The sequence below is a fragment of the Streptomyces sp. 8N706 genome (assembly GCF_052245415.1).
Lineage (GTDB): Bacteria > Actinomycetota > Actinomycetes > Streptomycetales > Streptomycetaceae > Streptomyces.
Window position 1 is genome coordinate 1 of the sequence record NZ_JBQQBW010000086.1, and the last position, 18582, is coordinate 18582.

General features: G+C 72.9%; 11 protein-coding genes and 1 riboswitch. Of the genes, 1 reads left to right on the forward strand and 10 read right to left on the reverse strand.

All coding sequences use genetic code 11. The features are described 5' to 3' along the window. Positions 1-116 precede the first annotated feature (116 nt). The 8 genes from ACTWQE_RS25540 to mfd all read right to left on the reverse strand — a co-directional run bounded on the left by ACTWQE_RS25540 (position 117) and on the right by mfd (position 11629). Entirely contained in the window at positions 117-788 is a 672-nt protein-coding gene (locus ACTWQE_RS25540) for a transglycosylase family protein (RefSeq protein WP_443331389.1), read from the reverse strand. A gap of 4 nt (positions 789-792) precedes the next feature. Then, positions 793-964, reverse strand: a riboswitch (cyclic di-AMP (ydaO/yuaA leader). 258 nt (positions 965-1222) lie between these two features. Next, complete coding sequence (locus ACTWQE_RS25545) at positions 1223-2137, reverse strand: transglycosylase family protein (RefSeq protein ID WP_443331390.1); 915 nt, start codon at positions 2135-2137, stop codon at positions 1223-1225. Positions 2138-2323: 186 nt separating this feature from the next. After that, complete coding sequence (locus ACTWQE_RS25550; RefSeq protein ID WP_443331391.1) at positions 2324-3586, reverse strand: cytochrome P450 family protein; 1263 nt, start codon at positions 3584-3586, stop codon at positions 2324-2326. 552 nt (positions 3587-4138) lie between these two features. Continuing rightward, positions 4139-4546, reverse strand: coding sequence for a DUF6479 family protein (locus ACTWQE_RS25555; protein ID WP_443331392.1), 408 nt, complete (start codon positions 4544-4546; stop codon positions 4139-4141). A gap of 28 nt (positions 4547-4574) precedes the next feature. Beyond that, complete coding sequence (locus ACTWQE_RS25560) at positions 4575-5564, reverse strand: nucleoside triphosphate pyrophosphohydrolase (protein WP_443331408.1); 990 nt, start codon at positions 5562-5564, stop codon at positions 4575-4577. Positions 5565-5596: 32 nt separating this feature from the next. Further along, entirely contained in the window at positions 5597-6256 is a 660-nt protein-coding gene (locus ACTWQE_RS25565) for a SurA N-terminal domain-containing protein (protein WP_443331393.1), read from the reverse strand. A 678-nt stretch (positions 6257-6934) separates the two neighbouring features. Continuing rightward, positions 6935-7684, reverse strand: coding sequence for an HNH endonuclease family protein (locus tag ACTWQE_RS25570; RefSeq protein ID WP_443331394.1), 750 nt, complete (start codon positions 7682-7684; stop codon positions 6935-6937). Positions 7685-8074: 390 nt separating this feature from the next. Continuing rightward, entirely contained in the window at positions 8075-11629 is a 3555-nt protein-coding gene (mfd, locus tag ACTWQE_RS25575; RefSeq protein ID WP_443331395.1) for a transcription-repair coupling factor, read from the reverse strand. A gap of 433 nt (positions 11630-12062) precedes the next feature. Between mfd and ACTWQE_RS25580 the strand changes: the two genes are divergently transcribed. After that, positions 12063-13619, forward strand: coding sequence for an MDR family MFS transporter (locus tag ACTWQE_RS25580; RefSeq protein WP_443331396.1), 1557 nt, complete (start codon positions 12063-12065; stop codon positions 13617-13619). 244 nt (positions 13620-13863) lie between these two features. Here ACTWQE_RS25580 and ACTWQE_RS25585 read toward each other — a convergent pair whose 3' ends face one another. Both ACTWQE_RS25585 and ACTWQE_RS25590 read right to left on the reverse strand, forming a co-directional pair. Then, positions 13864-14793 (reverse strand): cellulose-binding protein, encoded by a 930-nt coding sequence (locus tag ACTWQE_RS25585; protein WP_443331397.1) that lies wholly within the window; start codon positions 14791-14793, stop codon positions 13864-13866. Positions 14794-15653: 860 nt separating this feature from the next. Then, positions 15654-18578 carry an SUKH-4 family immunity protein gene (locus ACTWQE_RS25590; RefSeq protein WP_443331398.1) on the reverse strand — a complete coding sequence of 975 codons (2925 nt, stop codon included), beginning with the start codon at positions 18576-18578 and terminating at the stop codon, positions 15654-15656. Between the last annotated feature and the right edge of the window lie 4 nt (positions 18579-18582).

Genomic DNA, 18582 nt, shown 5'->3' on the forward strand with positions numbered 1-18582 from the left:
GCAGGCACCCCGGCCGGTACGCATCCCGGGAAGGGAGGCCGGCGGCCGGGGTGCCGGGGCGCTGTACGGCTCCGCGGAGTGACGCTGCCGGGTGGCTCCGCGGTGTGCCGGGAAGGTCAGCTCAGATGGAGCCGCTGGCCCGGGTAGATCACATCGGCGTCGTCCACGACGTCCTTGTTCAGCTTCTGGAGCTTCTTCCAGCCGCCCTTGACGCCCTCCGCCTCGGCGATCGTGCCGAGGGTGTCGCCGGGCTCGACCTCGTACTCGCCGTCGCCCTTCTTCACGGCCTCGGGCTTCACGGCCTCGCTCGGGGCCTTCTTCGGCTCGGCCTGGCGGGTGCCACGGTCGGCGCGGTCCTGCGCGTCGCGGCCGGCCTGGGAGGAGCCGGTGTCGACACCGGCGGCCGGGCCGTCGGCGGTGAGACCGCCGGCACCCGCGCACGCCCAGGCGCCCGGGCCCTGCTGGTCGAGCAGCTTCTCGGCAGTGGCGATCTGCTGCTCCTTGGTGGCCTGGTCGGCGCGCGGAGCGTACTGGGTGCCGCCCGCGGCGGCCCAGCTGGACCGGGAGAACTGCAGACCGCCGAAGTAACCGTTACCGGTGTTGATGGACCAGTCGCCGCCGGACTCGCACTGGGCGACCTTCTCCCAGGTGTCGACGGAGGCGGCGGACGCCGAGCCGGCGGTCATCAGCGGCACGGCCACGGCGGAGCCGGCCAGACCGGCGACGGCGGCGAGACGGACAGCCTTGGACGGGCGGCGATGCTTGCCCTTGTTACCGGAATGCAGCATGGAACGATCTCCTCACCGACGCCTGCGAGGTGAGCTGTCGGGTTCGGGCTGTGAGTGCCCGGCCCGGTGCCTGCGCACCGGGCTTCACCCCTAGCCGGCCGGTCCGATGGATCCTCACCAGGCCCGTCCGGCACTTACCTTGGGTCCCCCGCTCCTGCCTGCGGCGCTTGCGCGACGGTGTCCCTCCAAGCCGCCGGCAGGATTCGGCGTGACGGTCGGAGGTGCCCGCTGAAGCGAGCGATAACGACGTTAAGCACACAAACCCCATGGGTCCAAAGCGCGACATCCCGCCTCAGTTGACTCCGCTCACCCTTCCGTCACTCCCATCCCCGCAGGTCGGGGCCGGTGTGGGACCAGTCGGCAGCCACGACACGCCCGTTGGGCCGATGAGATGCTTCTCTCACCCCGGGCAATTCGGTCCGGATGCCCTCGAACTACCCCTCGGATCCGACCAGATCGAGGTTCTGGCCAGGGAGGATCAGGTCGGCGTCGGACCCGACGACCTCCTCGTTCGAGTCGTACAGCTCGTGCCATCCGCCGGACAGATCGTGCTCTTCGGCGATGGCTGACAGACTGTCACCCGGCTGGACGGTATAGCGGTCCCCGGCGGACTGGTCGGTGCCCCCCTTGCGCGAGGCGTGCCGGCCGCCCTCCCGGCCGTCGGCCCCGGAGTCCGCCTCGTCGGCGGGCTCGCCGCGGTGCTTGCCCTGGCCGGAGCCGGCCGCCTCCTCCGGAGCGGGACCGGCCGAGTTGGGGCTCTTCTGCCCGGCGGACCCACTGGGGTCCGCCGCGTCGGATCCGTCCTCCTCGCCCGTGTTCGCACCGGACTCGTCCGATCCGCTCTCCTCGTCGCCCGAGGCTTCGTCCGACGCCCCCTCGGCCGGGCCGTCGGACTCACTGCCGGACCCGCTGCCCGACTCGCCTTCCGACGGGTCGGCCTCATCGGCCGGCGGTGCGCTCTCGGAGGACCCCGGAAGTCCGGGCAGCAGGGACCCGATCGGCCCCGGGGTGCTGCCGGGGTCGACGTCCGGGGCCTCGCCACCCTCGGTGAGCCCGGCGTTCGTGGCGCAGCTCGGCCAGGCCTCCCGGCCGAGGTCCGCGAGGACCTTCTCGGCCACGGCTATCTGCTGGGAGCGGCTGGCGAGGTCGGCGCGCGGCGCGTAGTCACGCCCGCCGTACTCCTCCCACATGTCCTGGGTGAACTGCAGCCCGCCGTAGTAGCCGTTGCCGGCGTTCGCGCTCCACAGGCCGCCGCTCTCGCACTGGGCGACCCGGTCCCAGGTCACGGTGTCGGCGGCCTGGGCGCCGGTCGCCCCGAGCAACGGCATGGCGATGCCAGAGGCGGTCATTCCGGCGGTGACGAAGATGGCCGGAGCCTGGCGGGGGCGGCGGTGTCGACCGTTCCCGGAGCGCATGCGGTTGCCTTTCGAGCGGGGGCGGAGCGGAGGAGTTGCGGCTTGAAAGTAGCCGCGCCCCGGACCTGTCACAAGAAGATGTAGCGGAGATCACGTAAAGGTCACGTAGTTGACAGTTGTTCAATTCTGGTAGGGGGTGAACTCCACCGGAAGCGTGCGCAATCCGCGCATGATGAGCCCGCCGCGCCAGCGCAAATCGGCCGGTTCCGCCGCGAGTCGCATATCGGGAAGACGACGGAGCAGCGTGGCGAGGGCGGTCTGTGCCTCGAGGCGCGCCAGCGGCGCACCGAGGCAGTAGTGGATGCCGTGCCCGTAGCCGAGGTGCTGGTTGTCGCGGCGCGCGAGATCCAGGGTGTCGGGTCCCGGGAAGCGCTCGGGGTCCCGGTCGGCCGCGGCGAGCACGACGAGTACGGGGTCGCCCGCGGCGATGTCCTGCCCTCCGAGGGTGAGCGGCTCGGTGGCGAAGCGCCAGGTGGCGAGCTCGACGGGGCCGTCGTAGCGCAGCAGTTCCTCGACGCCGGTGGCGAGCAGGTCCGAATGGCCGGCGGCCAGGGACTGCTGCAGCCGCTCCCGCTGCCCGGGGTTGCGCAGCAGTGCGTACGTGCCGTTGCCGATCAGGTTGACCGTCGTCTCGAACCCGGCGAACAGCAGGATGAACGCCATCGCGGCGGCCTCCCCCTCGGTGAGGTGCTCGCCGTGGTCGCTGGCCCGGATGAGTCCGGAGATGAGGTCGTCGCCGGGGTCCGCCCGCTTGCGGTGGATCAGCTCGGCGAGATAGCGGCGCATCTTCTTCACCGAGCGGGCCACTCCGCCGCGCGGACCGCCGCCGTGGCGGATCATCATGCCGGCCCAGTCCCGGAAGTCGTCCTGGTCCTCGGACGGGACGCCCAGCATGTCGCAGATGGCGTAAATGGGCAGCGGGAAGGCGAACTCATGGATGAGGTCCGCCTCGCCCCTTGCGGCGAAACCGTCGATGAGCCGGTCGGTGAGCTCCTGCACCCGGGGCGCGAACGCCGCCACCCGGCGCGGGGTGAACGCCTTGGACACCAGTCGGCGCAGACGCGTGTGGTCCGGCGGGTCGATGTTGAGCAGATGCGTCATGAGCTCGGCGCTGCGCTCGCCGGGGATGCCGACCTTCCCCTTGGCGTGCGCGGACTCGCTGTGATGGCGGGGGTTCTTGGAGAGCCGGGCGTCCGCGAGTGCTTCCCGGGCGTCGGCGTACCGCGTCACCAGCCAGGCCTCGACACCGCTGGGCAGCGCGGTCCGGTGCACGGGGCTGTGCTCGCGCAGCCAGGCGTACGCGGGGTACGGGTCGGCCGCGAACTCCCAGGTGAAGAGCTCGGGCGGAGTGGCCTGGTCCGGGGCGTGGTTCTCCTCGTGCACGCTTCGACCGTATCCGGCCGCGTCCCGTAGGACGGTCCGGGCACCTCCGGACCGTATGCCGCGGAGCACCCGTGCCTCGCGGGACGCGAGCCCCGCGGGCCATACCCCCGCACGGTGGCGGCACGGCCGTGGACACACCGTGCCCGTGGGGTGTCCCGGGCCGCGCCCGCCGTGCTGTGCCTCCGCAGCCGAGGCACGTGGCTCCCCTCAGGACCGGCGCGACGGGGCTGGACCGGCGACGGCATGCACTGGTCCGGCGACGGCGCCGGGCCGCTGGTCACGGCCGCCCGGTCCGCCGGGCACCCGATCGCGGCCGGGGCTCTTCGGTGAGGCCGCGGGGAACGCCGCGCCGGGGCCCGCCGGCGTGGCAGACCTGCGTACCGAGGAAGGCCGCCCGCCGTGCCGCCAAGCAACAGCTGGGGTCGCGCGGGGTGGTCCGTACGCCGGTTCGCGCTCGCCACGCGCAGGCACGGCGGTCGGACGGGCGAACGGGCGAACGGGCGAAGGGGCGAAGGGGCAGACCGCATCATCGGCCCGGCCCGCGCCGTAACGTCACCCCGTGCCGTGGCCGCTGCCGCCGCGCTCCCACTTCGGGGGCTCCTCGTCCCCCTCCTCCTTCCGGCGCGTGCCCGCGCCGAACTCGTAGGGCATGTGCCGCACACCGTCGTGCGGCACGTCCTGCGGTTCACGGTGCTCGGACACATCCGTCAGCGGGCGGGCCAGGTCCTGGTGGCCCGGACCGTGGTCCTCCGGCGCACGGCCGCTCAGGTGCTCCTGCGCGGTCTCCCAGGCACCGCCGCGCGGCTGCGGCTCCTGCGGGGGGTCCGGCTCGCGCGAGCGGACCCGGTAGCCGAGCCATACCGCCCCGATCAGCAGGAGCACCACGATGATGCCGACGACCAGCGGTGCGATCCCGACCAGATAGTCCCGTTGCGCGATGTCCATGCTCATCTGCTGCATGTGCCACGGGTACCCCGGCGGGGGGCCGTCACTCGGTTTGTTCGGCCAGAAGGATGGCGTCGCGGTAGGCGCGGGCGGCCGCCCGCAGCGCCGACTCCGGGTCGACGCCCTCGCGCTCCGCCTGTACGGCCAGGGCCAGCAGCCGCTCGCCGAGGTCTCCTCCGCCGACGGACACCGGGAGGGGCACGTCCAGACCCGCCGTCCGCACCCGCGAGGCGAGCTTCGCGGCGAGTGCCAGCGCGGGCTGGCCCAGCGGAATGCCCTCCGTCACCGACTCGCGCCGCTTCTCGGCCGCCTTCGTCCGCAGCCAGTGCGCCTTGACGTCCTCGGACGTCTCGGCGGTCTCCGTCCCGAAGACATGCGGATGCCGGTGGATCAGCTTCTCCACGATCGTGCCCGCCACATCGTCGATCGAGAACGGCTCCTCCGCGTCCTCCTGGGCGATCCGCGCATGGAAGACGACCTGCAGCAGAACATCGCCCAGCTCCTCCCGGAGCTCCTCCCGGTCGCCCGCCTCGATCGCCTCGACCAGTTCGTACGCCTCCTCGATCCCGTACTTCGCGAGGCCCTCGTGGGTCTGGGCGCTGCTCCACGGGCATTCGGCACGGATGGTGTCCATGACCTGCACCAGGTCGAGGAAGCGGGCGCCCGGCAGGTCGTACGAGGCGGGCAGCAGCTCCAGATCCGGCATCTGCACCCGGCCCGAACCGGCGAGCCGGGCCAGTCCGTCGGTCAGTTCCGGATCGCCCTCACCGGACGGGATGACGACGACCGTACGGCCGCCCGCGCAGTCCGCGACCAGCGCGTGGGCCTCGGGTCCGGTCTCCTCGACCACGACACCGGCCTCGCGCAGATAGGGCAGCTGCGGATGGGCCGGATCCGCGCACAGCACCCGGTCCGCGGCGCGCAGCACCTGCCACGCGGGCCAGGACAGCAGCCCGGGGGCGACCCGGTGGCTGGTGGTGAGAAGGACGATGCGGCCAGGGGCGTCTGCGTTCACGCCTCGAACGTAACCCACCACGAGCGGGCGCCGGGACGGCCCCCCGGACGCTACGCCGGGGCTTCGGGGGCGCCCGGGGCCTTGCGCAGCCAGGGCTCCTTGACGTTGCCGAGCAGCACCTTATTGTCGTCCCAGGTCCCGAACCGGGGATTGACGTCGATGCCCATCGCGGCGGAGGAGCGGCGCAGGGCCTCGACGATCTTCGTCTGGCCCCGCGGGTCGTTGCGGTCGACGCCGATGGCCCGCGCCAGCTTGTCCATGACGACCTGGTTGCGGACCGTCTCGGTCACCTGGCCGGGTCCGATGGCGTACTGCTGGAGCCACAACTCGCGCAGCTGGGCCGCGCCGCCCGCGCCCCGCTCCGCCGCCGTCTGCGCCTTCTGCACGTCGCTGCGGCTGACCTTCACACCGGCGTCCTCCGCGGCCCGGGCCAGGACCCTGTCGAAGATCATGCCGTTGAGGGTGGCCCGGCTGAGCTGGCCGGTGTCCTGGATGAGCTGTGCGGACTGCGCGGCGCCGCGCTGTGCTTCCCGTACGGCCTCGACCTTGTCCTGGAGCTGGGAGACGGTGATCCGGTCGCCGTCGACCACGGCGGCCGCGCCGGGGTGCGAAGCGCTGCCGCAGGCCGTGAGCAAGAGGGACGCGGCGAGCACCGCGACGGCGGTCAGGGAGAGCGCGGTCCAGCGGCTCCTGGGGCGGTACGGCGACATCAAGCCTCCCGGCGAAGATCGGCAGCAAGGGCGGGCGAAGCCCTCCGTGAGGGGGGCGGTCGGGCGACGTGCGGGCGTATCGACCTGGCGTTGATCGATGTTAGGGAGTCCGCGTGGCCGTAGCCACTGATTCGACCAACGATTCGGACAGCACTTGGGTACGCGTTCCCGCGGGCCTCCACGCGCCCCGCGCCGTATCCCCGGGGATCCGGCACCGACGGGGTCGCGCCGGTGCCGCGGGGCACGGCGGCTCGGGGCCGGGTGGCGGGCCCCGGTGCGGCCACGCCCGTGTGGCCGTTCGGCGCTTGCCCGGTCCACCATCGGCCGAGCGCCCCGTACCGCGCTCCCGTACGAACTCGACCGGCGCTGCCCCTCGGCCGGCCCCTGGCCGTCCGTCGGCCAAGGCGTGTTTCGACGGTGGGGGTACCCCCGGCCGGAGGCTGGGGGAGGTCGTCCTCGTACTGGGGTCCCCCATGCCGAAGGCCAGGGGCGTACTCGGACGAGCCCGACAACGCAGCGTGGGGGCACTCCCCCAGCCTTCGGCCGGGGGGACCCCCACCCAGCGGCAGCTGGGGGAGTGCGTGCCAGGCGTCGCGGGCCTGGGGGCACTCCCCCAGCCTTCGGCCGGGGGCACCCCCACCCGGACGGAGTCTGGGGGAGGGACTTTCGAAACACGCCCTAGTCGGCCCTGAAGCGGGCGGGGGCCTGGGTCGGGTTGCCGCCCGACGGCAGCTTCCGGTCCGGGCAACCGGAGAGCACGCGCCGCATCGCGTCCCTCTCCGCTCCCGTCACCCACAGCTCGTACTTCCTCTTCACCGCGGCCTGCCTGGCGACGTAGGTGCAGCGGAACTTCTTGTTCGGGGGCAGCCAGGTCGCCGCGTCGCCGTCGCCCTTGCTGCGGTTGCTGCTCGCGTCCACGGCGAGGAGGTTCAGCGGATCGTTGGCCAGGGCGATGCGCTTGCGCGGCGGCCACTGCTGGGCGCCCTTCTGCCAGGCGTCGGACAGGGCGACGACATGGTCCACGTCGATCGCGCTGTGGCCGCGTCGGAACGGCACGCGCTCGCCCGTGTACGGGTCCGCCTCCAGCGTCCCGGACACGACCTTGCACTTCCCGTCACGGAAGGTCACCTCGTCCAGATCCCGTCGGAGAATGTCGTCGCGGGTGTCACAGCTGTTGCTGTCGGTGTCGGCCCAGGGCGAGCCGAACCGCTCCCGGTCGTAATCGGTCTTCGGCGCCCGCCCCTTGACGGTCAGTCCGTCGACCGCTTTCAGGGCGGAGCCCGCTTCCCCGGACACGGACGCGGACGGGCCCGCTCCACCGCCCCTCGTACCGCCACCGGCCCCGCTCTGGAGGGTGCACCCGGAGACGGAGAGCAACGCGGACGACGCGAGGGCTACGCAGCGGAGGGCGATACGGCGGCTGGTCATGGGAGGTATCACGGGGAGCAGTCTCTCCTGAAGTCCGAAAACAGGGCGTGCACATGCGTTGGCAGGGCGGGCGCCGCTGCCATGAACGTCTCGCTCTCCGCCTCTCCGCTCCGCCGCCTCCGACACACAGGCTCCCGGACCGGATCCGGAGCAGGTGGCCCGCACCAGGGCGGGGTTGACCGGATCAGGCCCAAGTGGCCCGGATCAGCGCCGGGTTGACGGACCGGGGCGCAAGTGGCCCGGGCCACGTCCGGGTCGACCAGATCAATCATGACCGCCGGAACGGGAGTCGCGAGTCGGGACGCCTCGGGCCGGACCCTTCAGGTCACTTCAGGTCCGATCCGGTCGGATCGGCCCAGGTCCCGGTGCCGGTGCCGGTGCCGGTGCCGGTCAGGATCCGAGAATCGTCGTCAGGAATTCACCCGTCCAGGCCAGCAGATCCCTGCCGACCAGCGGCTTGCCGCCGATGCGGGCCGTCGCGGGGCGCGGCACCAGGATCTGCTTCGTCGCCGGTTTGAGCACCGTACGCGGGTGGAGCCGCTTCAGCCGGAGCTCCTGCGACTCGCGCAACTCCACCGGCGAGAAACGGATGTTGGAGCCCTGGAGGGTGATGTCCGTGACACCGCAGGCACGGGCGAGTATCCGCAGCCCCGCCACGAGGAGAAGGTTCTCCACCGGCTCCGGCAGCTTGCCGTAGCGGTCGGTGAGCTCCTCGCGGACCGCCGCGATGTCCTCCTCCGAGTTGGCCGACGCGATCGCACGGTAGGCCTGGAGACGCAGCCGCTCCCCCGGTGCGTAGTCGTGCGGAACGTGGGCGTCCACCGGAAGTTCGATCTTGACCTCGAGCGGAGGCTCCTCCTCCACGCCGCCTTCGATGGAGGCGCGGTAGTCGGCGACGGCCTCGCCGACCATGCGTACGTAGAGGTCGAACCCGACCCCCGCGATATGGCCGGACTGCTCGCCGCCGAGCAGATTGCCCGCGCCGCGGATCTCCAGGTCCTTCATCGCGACATACATGCCCGCGCCCATTTCGGTGTGCTGGGCGATGGTCGCCAGACGCTCATGGGCGGTCTCGGTCAGCGGCTTCTCCGGTGGATACAGGAAGTAGGCGTAGCCGCGCTCACGGCCGCGGCCCACCCGGCCGCGCAGCTGGTGCAGCTGGGAGAGACCGAAATTGTCACCGCGCTCGACGACCAGGGTGTTGGCGTTGGAAATGTCGATACCGGACTCCACGATCGTCGTGGAGACCAGGACGTCGAACTTCTTCTCCCAGAAGTCGACCACGACCTGTTCGAGGGCCGACTCCGACATCTGGCCGTGAGCGGTCGCGATACGGGCCTCGGGGACGATCTCGCGCAGGCGCGCGGCCGCACGGTCGATCGACTCGACCCGGTTGTGGATGTAGAAGACCTGGCCCTCGCGCAGTAGTTCGCGCCGGATGGCCGCGCCGATCTGCTTCTGCTCGTACGGGCCGACGAAGGTCAGCACCGGGTGCCGCTCCTCCGGCGGGGTGGTGATCGTCGACATCTCACGGATGCCGGTGACCGCCATCTCCAGCGTCCGGGGGATGGGGGTCGCGGACATGGTGAGGACGTCGACGTTGGCGCGGAGCTTCTTCAGCTGCTCCTTGTGCTCGACGCCGAAGCGCTGCTCCTCGTCGACGATGACCAGACCCAGGTCCTTGAACTTGGTCTCGGAGGAGAAGAGCCGGTGCGTACCGATGACGATGTCGACGGAGCCGTCCTTCAGCCCGTCCAGTACCGCCCTGGCCTCGGTGTCGGTCTGGAACCGGGACAGGGCCCTGGTCACCACCGGGAACTGGGAGTAGCGCTCGGAGAAGGTGCCCATGTGCTGCTGGACCAGGAGGGTCGTGGGGACGAGGACGGCCACCTGCTTGCCGTCCTGGACCGCCTTGAATGCGGCGCGGACCGCGATCTCCGTCTTCCCGTAGCCGACGTCGCCGCAGATGAGGCGGTCCATGGGGACCGACTTCTCCATGTCCTCCTTCACCTCGGCGATGGTGGTCAGCTGGTCGGGCGTCTCGGCGTACGGGAACGCGTCCTCCAGCTCCCGCTGCCAGGGCGTGTCCGGGGCGAAGGTGTAGCCGGGGGCGGCCATACGGGCGGAGTAGAGCTTGATCAGGTCGGCGGCGATCTCCTTGACCGCCTTCTTGGCGCGCGCCTTGGTCTTCGTCCAGTCGGCCCCGCCCAGGCGGTGCAGCGTCGGGGCCTCACCGCCGACGTACTTGGTGATCTGCTCCAGCTGGTCGGTCGGTACGAACAGCCGGTCGCCGGGCTGGCCGCGCTTGGCGGGCGCGTACTCGACGAGGAGGTACTCGCGGGTCGCGCCCTGGACCGTACGCTGCACCATCTCGACGTAACGGCCGACGCCGTGCTGCTCGTGGACGATGAAGTCGCCGGCCTCGAGGGTCAGCGGGTCGATGGTCTTGCGGCGGCGGGCCGGCATCCGGCCCATGTCCTTGCCCGCGGCCTTCTGGCCGGACAGGTCGGTCTCGGTGAGAACGGCGAGCTTGAGGCCCGGGTCCACGAAGCCGTAATCGATGGAGCCGCAGGCGACATGGACGACGGAGGGCTCGATCCCGCCCGGCGGGAGGTCCCCGGTCCGGCCCGCGTGCGCGGCGAGGCGGGCGGCGATGCCCTCGCCGCCGAGCACCTCGACGGTCCGGGCCGCCGGGCCGTGGCCCTCGGTGACGAAGACGGTGCGCCAGCCGTCCGCGAGCCAGCCCTTGGTGTCGGCGAGGGCGCGGGCGGTGTCGCCGCGGTAGGACTCGGGGGCGTGCATACCGAGCCGCAGGGCGTCACCGTCAAGCTCGGCGTCGGTGGTGAAGGGGCTCACCGACCACCACATCATGCCGAGCTCGCGGGCCCGCTCCCGTACATCGGCGATGCCCCACAGGGAGGCGGCGCCGACGTCGATCGGCGCCTCGCCGCCGCCTGCGGTGGCCGCCCAGGACGCCTGGAGGAACTCCTGGCTGGTGGCGACCAGGTCCGCCGCCCGGGTACGGACGCGCTCGGGGTCGGTGACCACGGCCATGCTGCCCGCGGGGAGCACGTCCAGGAGGAGTTCCATCTCATCGACGAGCACCGGCGCGAGCGACTCCATGCCCTCGACGGCGATCCCCTCAGCGATCTTGCCCAGGAGTTCGGAGAGCTCGGGGTGCGCCTCGGCGAGGGCGGCCGCCCGGGACCGTACGTCCTCGGTGAGCAGCAGCTCACGGCACGGCGGGGCCCACAGACCGTGCTCGGCGACTTCGAGACTGCGCTGGTCGGCGACCTTGAAGTAACGGATCTCCTCGACGTCGTCGCCCCAGAACTCGATACGGAGCGGATGCTCCTCGGTGGGTGGGAAGACATCGAGGATGCCGCCGCGTACGGCGAACTCGCCGCGCTTCTCGACCAGCTCGACGCGGGAGTACGCGGCGGCCGCGAGGGCGTCGGTGATCTCGCCGAGGTCGGCGGTCCCGCCGCTGCGCAGACTGACCGGCTCGAGGTCACCGAGACCCTTGACCTGCGGTTGCAGTACGGAGCGGATGGGTGCGACGACGACGCTGACCGGGCCCGCCCCGGGGTCGTCGGGGGACGGGTGCGCAAGGCGGCGCAGGACGGCGAGGCGGCGGCCCACGGTGTCGGAACGGGGGGAGAGCCGCTCGTGGGGAAGGGTCTCCCACGACGGGTACTCGACGACGGCGTCCGGGGGGAGCAGGGAGCGGAGAGCCGCACCCAGGTCCTCGGCCTCCCGGCCGGTGGCGGTCACGGCGAGAACGGGCCGCTCGGCGGAGCGGGCGAGGGCCGCGATGGCGAAGGGACGGGCGGCGGGCGGGCCGATGAGATCAACGTGCGGGCGGTTGCCGTCGGCGGCGGCCTTCACCGCTTCGGCGAGCGCGGGATCGTTGACGACGGCGTCGAGCAGACCGTGCAGGCTCATGAAGGCTTTTTCCCGTCCCGATGGACATTCCGGAGAACACGAATGACCCGACACGTTCGACGGGCCGGGTTGTCCAGGGTACGTCGCTCCCTCGCGGGGTGCGGCCGGGTCCCGGGCCTGGGCCCGGGGGTATGCAGGTGTCACGTGGCTGACGGCCGTGGGTGGGTCCGGGCGCCGGGTCCTCGATCCATGAGAGGTGAAGGGGCGCTCGGGCCGCAGCCGCACGGCTCCTCCCGCCACAGGCCTCGCCCCGCGGGCGAAGGCTGAGGACAGCCCCGGAGCCACCTCACTCGGCCTCGGAGGCAGCCCGAGGTCCCCGTCATCGGGTGCCGACCCGCTGCCCGGGCGGCTTCCGCCCGTTTCCGTACCAGGGCCCGGCATGGAAAGGTGTGGGGGACATGCATTGATGGAGGAGCCGGGCGGAGGGGGCAGGGTGGGCGGGACCGCGAGACCTCCGCGCCGGGAGTCCGTACCTGTCGGCACCCAGCCCGCCGTACGTCGCCGCCCCGTCGTGGCGGCGCTGATGCTCGGCATGGCGCTCGCCGCCCTCGACGGCACGATCGTCTCCACCGCCGTCCCCCAGATCGTCGGCGACCTCGGCGGGTTCTCCGTCTTCTCCTGGCTCTTCGCCGGATATCTGCTGGCCGTGACGGTGAGCCTGCCGGTCTACGGCAAGCTCTCCGACACCTTCGGCCGCAAGCCCGTGCTCGTCTGCGGCATCACGCTCTTCCTCACCGGCTCCCTGCTGTGCGCCGGGGCCTGGAACATGGCCAGCCTGATCGCGTTCCGCGTGGTGCAGGGCCTGGGCGGCGGGGCCATACAGGGAACCGTCCAGACGATCGCCGCCGACCTCTACCCCCTCAAAGAACGGCCCAAGATCCAGGCCAGGCTGTCGACGGTCTGGGCCGTCTCGGCGGTCGCCGGGCCCGCGGTCGGGGGGCTTCTCGCCACCTACGCGGACTGGCGGTGGATCTTCCTGCTCAACCTGCCGGTCGGGGCGGTCGCCGTATGGCTCATCGCGCGGCATCTGCGCGAGCCCCTCCGCGTGCGCGACCGGAAGCCGCGCGTCGACTGGGCCGGAGCACTCGCCGTATTCGCCTGCGGGGGGCTGCTGCTCACCGCCTTTGTCCAGGGCGGAGTCGCCTGGCCATGGCTGTCGGCGCCCTCCCTCGCGCTCCTCGGCGGCAGCGCGCTGTGCGCGGCCGCCACCGTGGGGATCGAACGGCGGGCAGCCGAACCGATCATCCCCGGCTGGGTGTGGAAACGCCGTACGATCTCCGCCGTCAACCTGGCCCTGGCCGCGCTCGGGCTGCTGATGGTCGCCCCCACCGTCTTCCTGCCGACCTACGCCCAGGCGGTCCTCGGCCTCGGCCCCACCGCCGCCGGGTTCGTCCTGTCCGTGATGACCCTCAGCTGGCCGCTGTCCGCCGCGCTGAGCAGCCACGTCTACGAGCGGATCGGCTTCCGGCAGAGCGCCCTCATCGGGATCGGCCTCGCCACCGTGATCCTGCTCGCCTTTCCGCTGCTGCCCTACCCCGGCGCACCCTGGCAGCCCGCACTGATCATGCTGCTGCTCGGGGCGGCCCTCGGGCTCTTCCAACTGCCCCTGATCGTGGGCGTCCAGGCCACCGTGGGGTGGGCCGAGCGCGGTACGGCCACGGCGTCCGTCCTGTTCTGCCGACAGGTCGGGCAGAGCGTGGGCGCGGCCCTCTTCGGGGCCGTGGCGAACGCGACACTGGCCGCCCGGCTCACCGGCGCGCCCGAGTCGATCCGTCCCGGCCTCCCCGACGATCTCGACTCCGTCTCGCACGCCCTGGAACATCCCGGGTCGCTCAGCACGGAAGCGGCCGACTACCTGCGGCGGGCTGTCGACACGGCCGTCGACCACGTGTACGTCGGTGCGGCGGCAGCCGCCGCACTCGCCTTCCTGGTCCTCCTGGTCCTGGCACCGCGCCGCTTCCCCGTACTCCCGGAGGGGGAAGCGGACTGACCCGCTCCCGGGCCGCCCGTGCGGATGCCGGACCGCGGCGGACCTCAGCCGTCCGTACGCGGAACCGGCAATGCCCACTCCGGACGCGGGGACCTCAACCGTCCGTACGCGGAACCAGCAATGCCCCTCCGGACCGCAGCGGACCCCCGTCCCTACGCGGAACCGGCAGTGCGCGCTCGGATCGCGGCAGACCCCAGCCGTCCGTACGCGGACCCGCGGTTCGGATTCCGGACCGCGGCGGACCTCAGCCGTCCGTACGCGGAACCGGCCCCCGCACCGCCCCCGGGTCCCGGCCACCGCCACCCGCCAGACCCGACAACGTACTGCGCACCCGCGCCATATGGGCCCGCAACTCCTCCCGCTGCGCCTCCTGCTCCTGCAACAGCTGCTCGGTCTCCTGTTCCACCCGCTCCTCCCACGCCCGCGCCCGCGCCACCAGCTCCGCCGCCCGCGCCTCCGCGTCCTCCTGCCAGTGCCGCGCAGCCTCCTCCACCTCCGCGTGAGCCCGCTGCGCCTCCGCCAGTGTCGACTCCGCACGCTCGAACAGGTCGTCGATCCGCGCGTTCGCCTCCGCCTCCGCCTCGGCCATCGCCCGGTCGGCCGTGGCGGCCTTCTCCGCGTGCTCGGCCTCCTGCGTGGCGAGCAGCGTGGCGGTCCGCTCCCGGACCTCCTTCAGCACGGTCACCGCTTCGGCCCGCCACTCCCGCGCGTCCCGCCGGGCCGCGCTCCGCACGTCGTCGGCCACCCGCTGCGCCGCCGCCCGGCACCGCTCGGCCCACGCCTCGGCTTCCCCCCGCACCTCGATGGCGTAGGTACGGGCCCCGCTCTGGACCGCCAGGGCCGCCTCCTCCCCCTGCGCCCGGAGCTCCTGGGCCGACCTCTCCGCCCGGTCATGCAGATCCGCGGCCTCTGCCTCGGCCGTGGCCAGCATCTCCTGCGCCCGCGGGCCCAGCGCCTCGAACGTCTGCGGAGGCAGCCCGGCCACCTGCTCCTGGAGCCGGAGCACCTCCTCCTCCAGCTCCTTGGCGAGGACGGTGAGCCGCGCGGCGCGCTCCCATGCCTCGTCCCGGCCGGCCGACAGCCGGGCCACGGTTCGGTCGACCTGGTCGGGACGGTATCCGCGGTCCCGGCCCCGTACGACGGCGAATCCGTGAGGTGACACAGTCGCGCTCATCCTTGAAGCCCCTTTTGGTCCGTCATGCAACGCTCTGCTGCGCCATCTTTCTCGATCAGAGCGATCCACTCATAACGCGACACTCCGCCCCAGCCAGGCATAGACCTCTGTCCGGCCAAATGGCACGGCCCGCCACGGGGCGGCCCGAGGCTCCCCGGACCTCGTTGGGGGGCTCCGCGGAGCCTTTCGAACCACGCGGCCGTTCAGCGCCTCCTCGCTGCCGACGGCCGGAAGCAAGCGGCGGGATCCGACGTCATAGGGCGGTCGGGGGCCGCCACGGCACGGCCCGCGCTCAACGAACGCCCCATCGGGCGGGCTCTTCAACCGAGGTCGTCCTGTTGCCAGTCCCGGGGCAGGCTCCCGACGGCGGAAGCGGCCCTCCGATTCCGAGGTCACGTCGCGCGTACGCGGAGAACGCGTCACTCGCCCGGCTCATCTGCGCTTCCGCGCTCCCCTACCCCGCAGCGCCGTCCTGGCGGAAACGGTCTCCCCGCCACCGGGCGGCGACGCCGCGCGACGCGCACCGACGTCGCAGAAACGACCGGGGCGCCCGACCCTGTGCCACAGGTTCGGGCGCCCCGGTCCACTCCTGGCGCCTGTCGGAGACGGAGACCTGGTTTTCCAGTGCCGCGTCAGCCGAGGTTGCCCGGTAGCCGGGTGACCCTGGTGCGGTCGGCTGCAAGGCGCCGGACCGGCCTCTGGGGTCGCCCCATGCCGAAGGCCAGGGGAGGGACTGGGCGTGTTTCGAAAGTAGCGCCGTCCGCCCGAAGGGCGGGGGTCGCGGCGGCTGGTGCGTGCGATCGCAAGGCGGTGGGGGTACCCCCGGCCGGAGGCTGGGGGAGGGACTTTCGAAACACGCCCTAGAAGAGGCCGTCCCACATCTGCTCCAGAAGCACCGCCCACCAGTTCTCCGGCGAGGACAGCGCGGCCGGATCCAGCGAGGCCAGCTGCGCCTGGAAGTCGACGGTCCAGCGGCCCGCCTGCTCCGGCGTCAGACCGAACCGCAGCCGCCACATCCGGCCCAGCAGCGCCAAGCAGCGAACGAACTCCGGCAGGCTGGAGTTGACGAACTGCGGCGCCACCGGCTGCCCGCCCGGCCCCGCCTCGACCGGCACGGCCACGATCGCCGCCGTGCCGTACTGCACACACAGCTGCCGGCCGAAGTCGGTGCCCATTACCAGATACGAGCTCGCGTCCGCCGCCGGCTGCACCGCGCGCTCCGCGGCCAGCTCGGCCAGTGTCGGCACCGGGCGGCCCGGCTGGGCCTGGGCCCAGAAGAACGGACCGACGTCCAGCGGAAGGCCCGCCCAGACGAGGGTCTGCGCGACCACCTCGGGCACTCCCTGGCGCGACACGGCACGCTGGTCGAAGCGGAACACCCCCTGCGGCCCGAACGCCTGCATCAGCTCGTGCGCGACTCCCTCCACGGGGATCGGCGGAACACGCTGCACCTGACTGGGGTGCGGCAGCGGCACGCGGTTGGGCGCCGGCAGAGCCGGGCCGTCCGCGACCTGGTGCAGCTCGCCCTGATGGTCAATCAGATGACGTACGCCCTGTTGGCGCGAGGCGTGGTCATGGCCGTACGGGGCGGTGTGGCTGATCCGCACCTGCGGCCAGGTCTCACGGATCATCCGGGCGCAGTAACCGCCCGGCAGATCACAGGACTCCAGCTCGGTGTGCAGCTCCAGCACCTGCTGCGGCGGGACGCCCAGGGCCCGCAGCTCGTGCAGGATCTGCCACTCCGGATGCGGGGTGCCCGGCGCGGAACGGCGGATGAGCTGCTGCTCGGAGCCGTCCTGCGCACGGTAACGGAGCACAGCCATATAGCCGGGGCCGACCATGGGCTGTCCGGTGGGAGCCTGCGGATAGCCGTACGCGGCGGGCGGCTGGGCACCGGGCGGCATCCCGGGCGCACCGGGCGGCTGAGCACCGGGCGCAGCCCCGGGTGAGCCCGGGGCGCCGGGCGGCTGGGGCACACCCGGACCGCCTGGACCACCCGGACCGGGCACGGGCGGGGCACCGGGACCACCGGCGAGCATCGTGGCGGCAGCGTGCAGCCCACCCGGGCCGGCGGGGCCACCGTGCTGGGGGCCACCGGGAGAGGACGCACCAGGAGGCTGCTGAGGAGCAGCGGAACCCGGCTGACCGGGCTGACCGGGCGGCTGCGTGCCACCAGCACCCGGCTGACCGGGAGCACCGGGCGGGCCAGGGGGCTGCGGAGCACCCGGACCACCGGGGCCCGCCAGCATCGTCGCCGCATGATGCACACCACCCGGCCCACCGGGCGCACCAGGCGGCGTGGGACCACCGGCACCCGGCTGCCCGGGCGGCCCCGGGGGTTGTGGAACACCAGCCCCCGGAGCGCCCGGCGGGCCAGGGGGCTGCGGAGCACCGGGACCACCAGGACTCGCCAGCATCGTCGCCGCATGATGCACACCACCCGGCCCACCGGGCGGCTGCGACCCACCGGCACCCGGCTGACCGGGAACGCCCGGAGCGCCCGGCGGCTGCGGGCCGTCAGCGACCGCGGCCTCCGGCGGAAGCGCCGAGACCAGCTGTGTCGGGATGTAACCACCGGCGGGTGCTCCCGGAGCGCCCGGTCCCGACGCCGGAGGCGCCCCCGCACCCGGTGTACCCGGTGCGCCGGGGGGCGGCGGCGGAGCGCCCGGACCACCGGCGCGGGCACCCGGCGTACCCGGGGCACCGGGAGGCGGCGGAGCGCCGCGCCCGGCGCCGCGCGGGGCACGGGTCGTGGCAGCGTCGGCGATGTCCGCGGCGTTCAGACCCGGCCGGCCCCCGGCAGCGGGGGCGGGCGGGGCACCGGTAGCGCCCGGAGCGCCGGGCACGCCCTGCGGCGGGACCGGCGGAACACCCGGAGCTCCCGGCCCCGACCAACCCGACTGGTCCGACTGGTCCGACTGGTCCGGCCGTCCCGGATCCCCCGGGCCGCCGATCGCCGGAGCGACCGCTGTCCGCGGCAACTGGCTGCCGCCCGACATGAGTTCGGTCTTGGCCTCGGCAATCGCCCCTGGTTGCGGAGTGTCATCGTCGTCCGAATCCACCAGCGGGGGGGCGAAGACCGTGTCCGGCAAGCCCACGGAACGGTCCTCGTCCCCGCCCCGGGTGTTCGCGTCGGCCCAGGGCGTGTCCTCCGAGAGCGCACCCGGACCGCCGCCGGAGGAGTCGCCGGGCTGCCGTGGCGCGGGGACCCCGTCCGAGGCCGTGGGCTCGTACGCCACCGGGGCGGCCGCGTCCGTACCGCCACCGCTGCTGTCCGAACCGGCATCCGGCCAGGAGGACTCCGCCGAGGGTGTACCCGCCGAAGAACCCGGCGGCGAGGACGAGGACGACCCCGGCGAGGACGGTCCCGCCCCGGCCGTCGTCCCGGACTCCTGCGACCGCCGGTCCGGGATCCCGATCTGATCCGCCGCGTCCTGCAACCACTGCGGCGGCGTCAGCAGGAACGACGTCGCCTCGAGATCGATCCGCTGCGGCGGTACCCCCGCCGCCGCGGCCCGGCTGCCGGACGCGCCGTACTCCTCCTCGTACCGGCGGATGACCTCACCCACCGGCAGCCCCGGCCACAGCGTGGCCTCCCCGCTGTCCCGGGCGATCACCAGCCGGGCGCGGGCGCCGTCCGACGTCGGCCCGTCCTCCCGGTCCTCGGCCCAGGCCACGAACCCCAGGTCGAACTCCCGTACCCGCACCTCCCGGTGCTGGTACGGCGGCACGTCACCGTTGACCCAGCGCTCCGCACGCTCCTGTGCCTGCGCGAACGTCACCATCGCG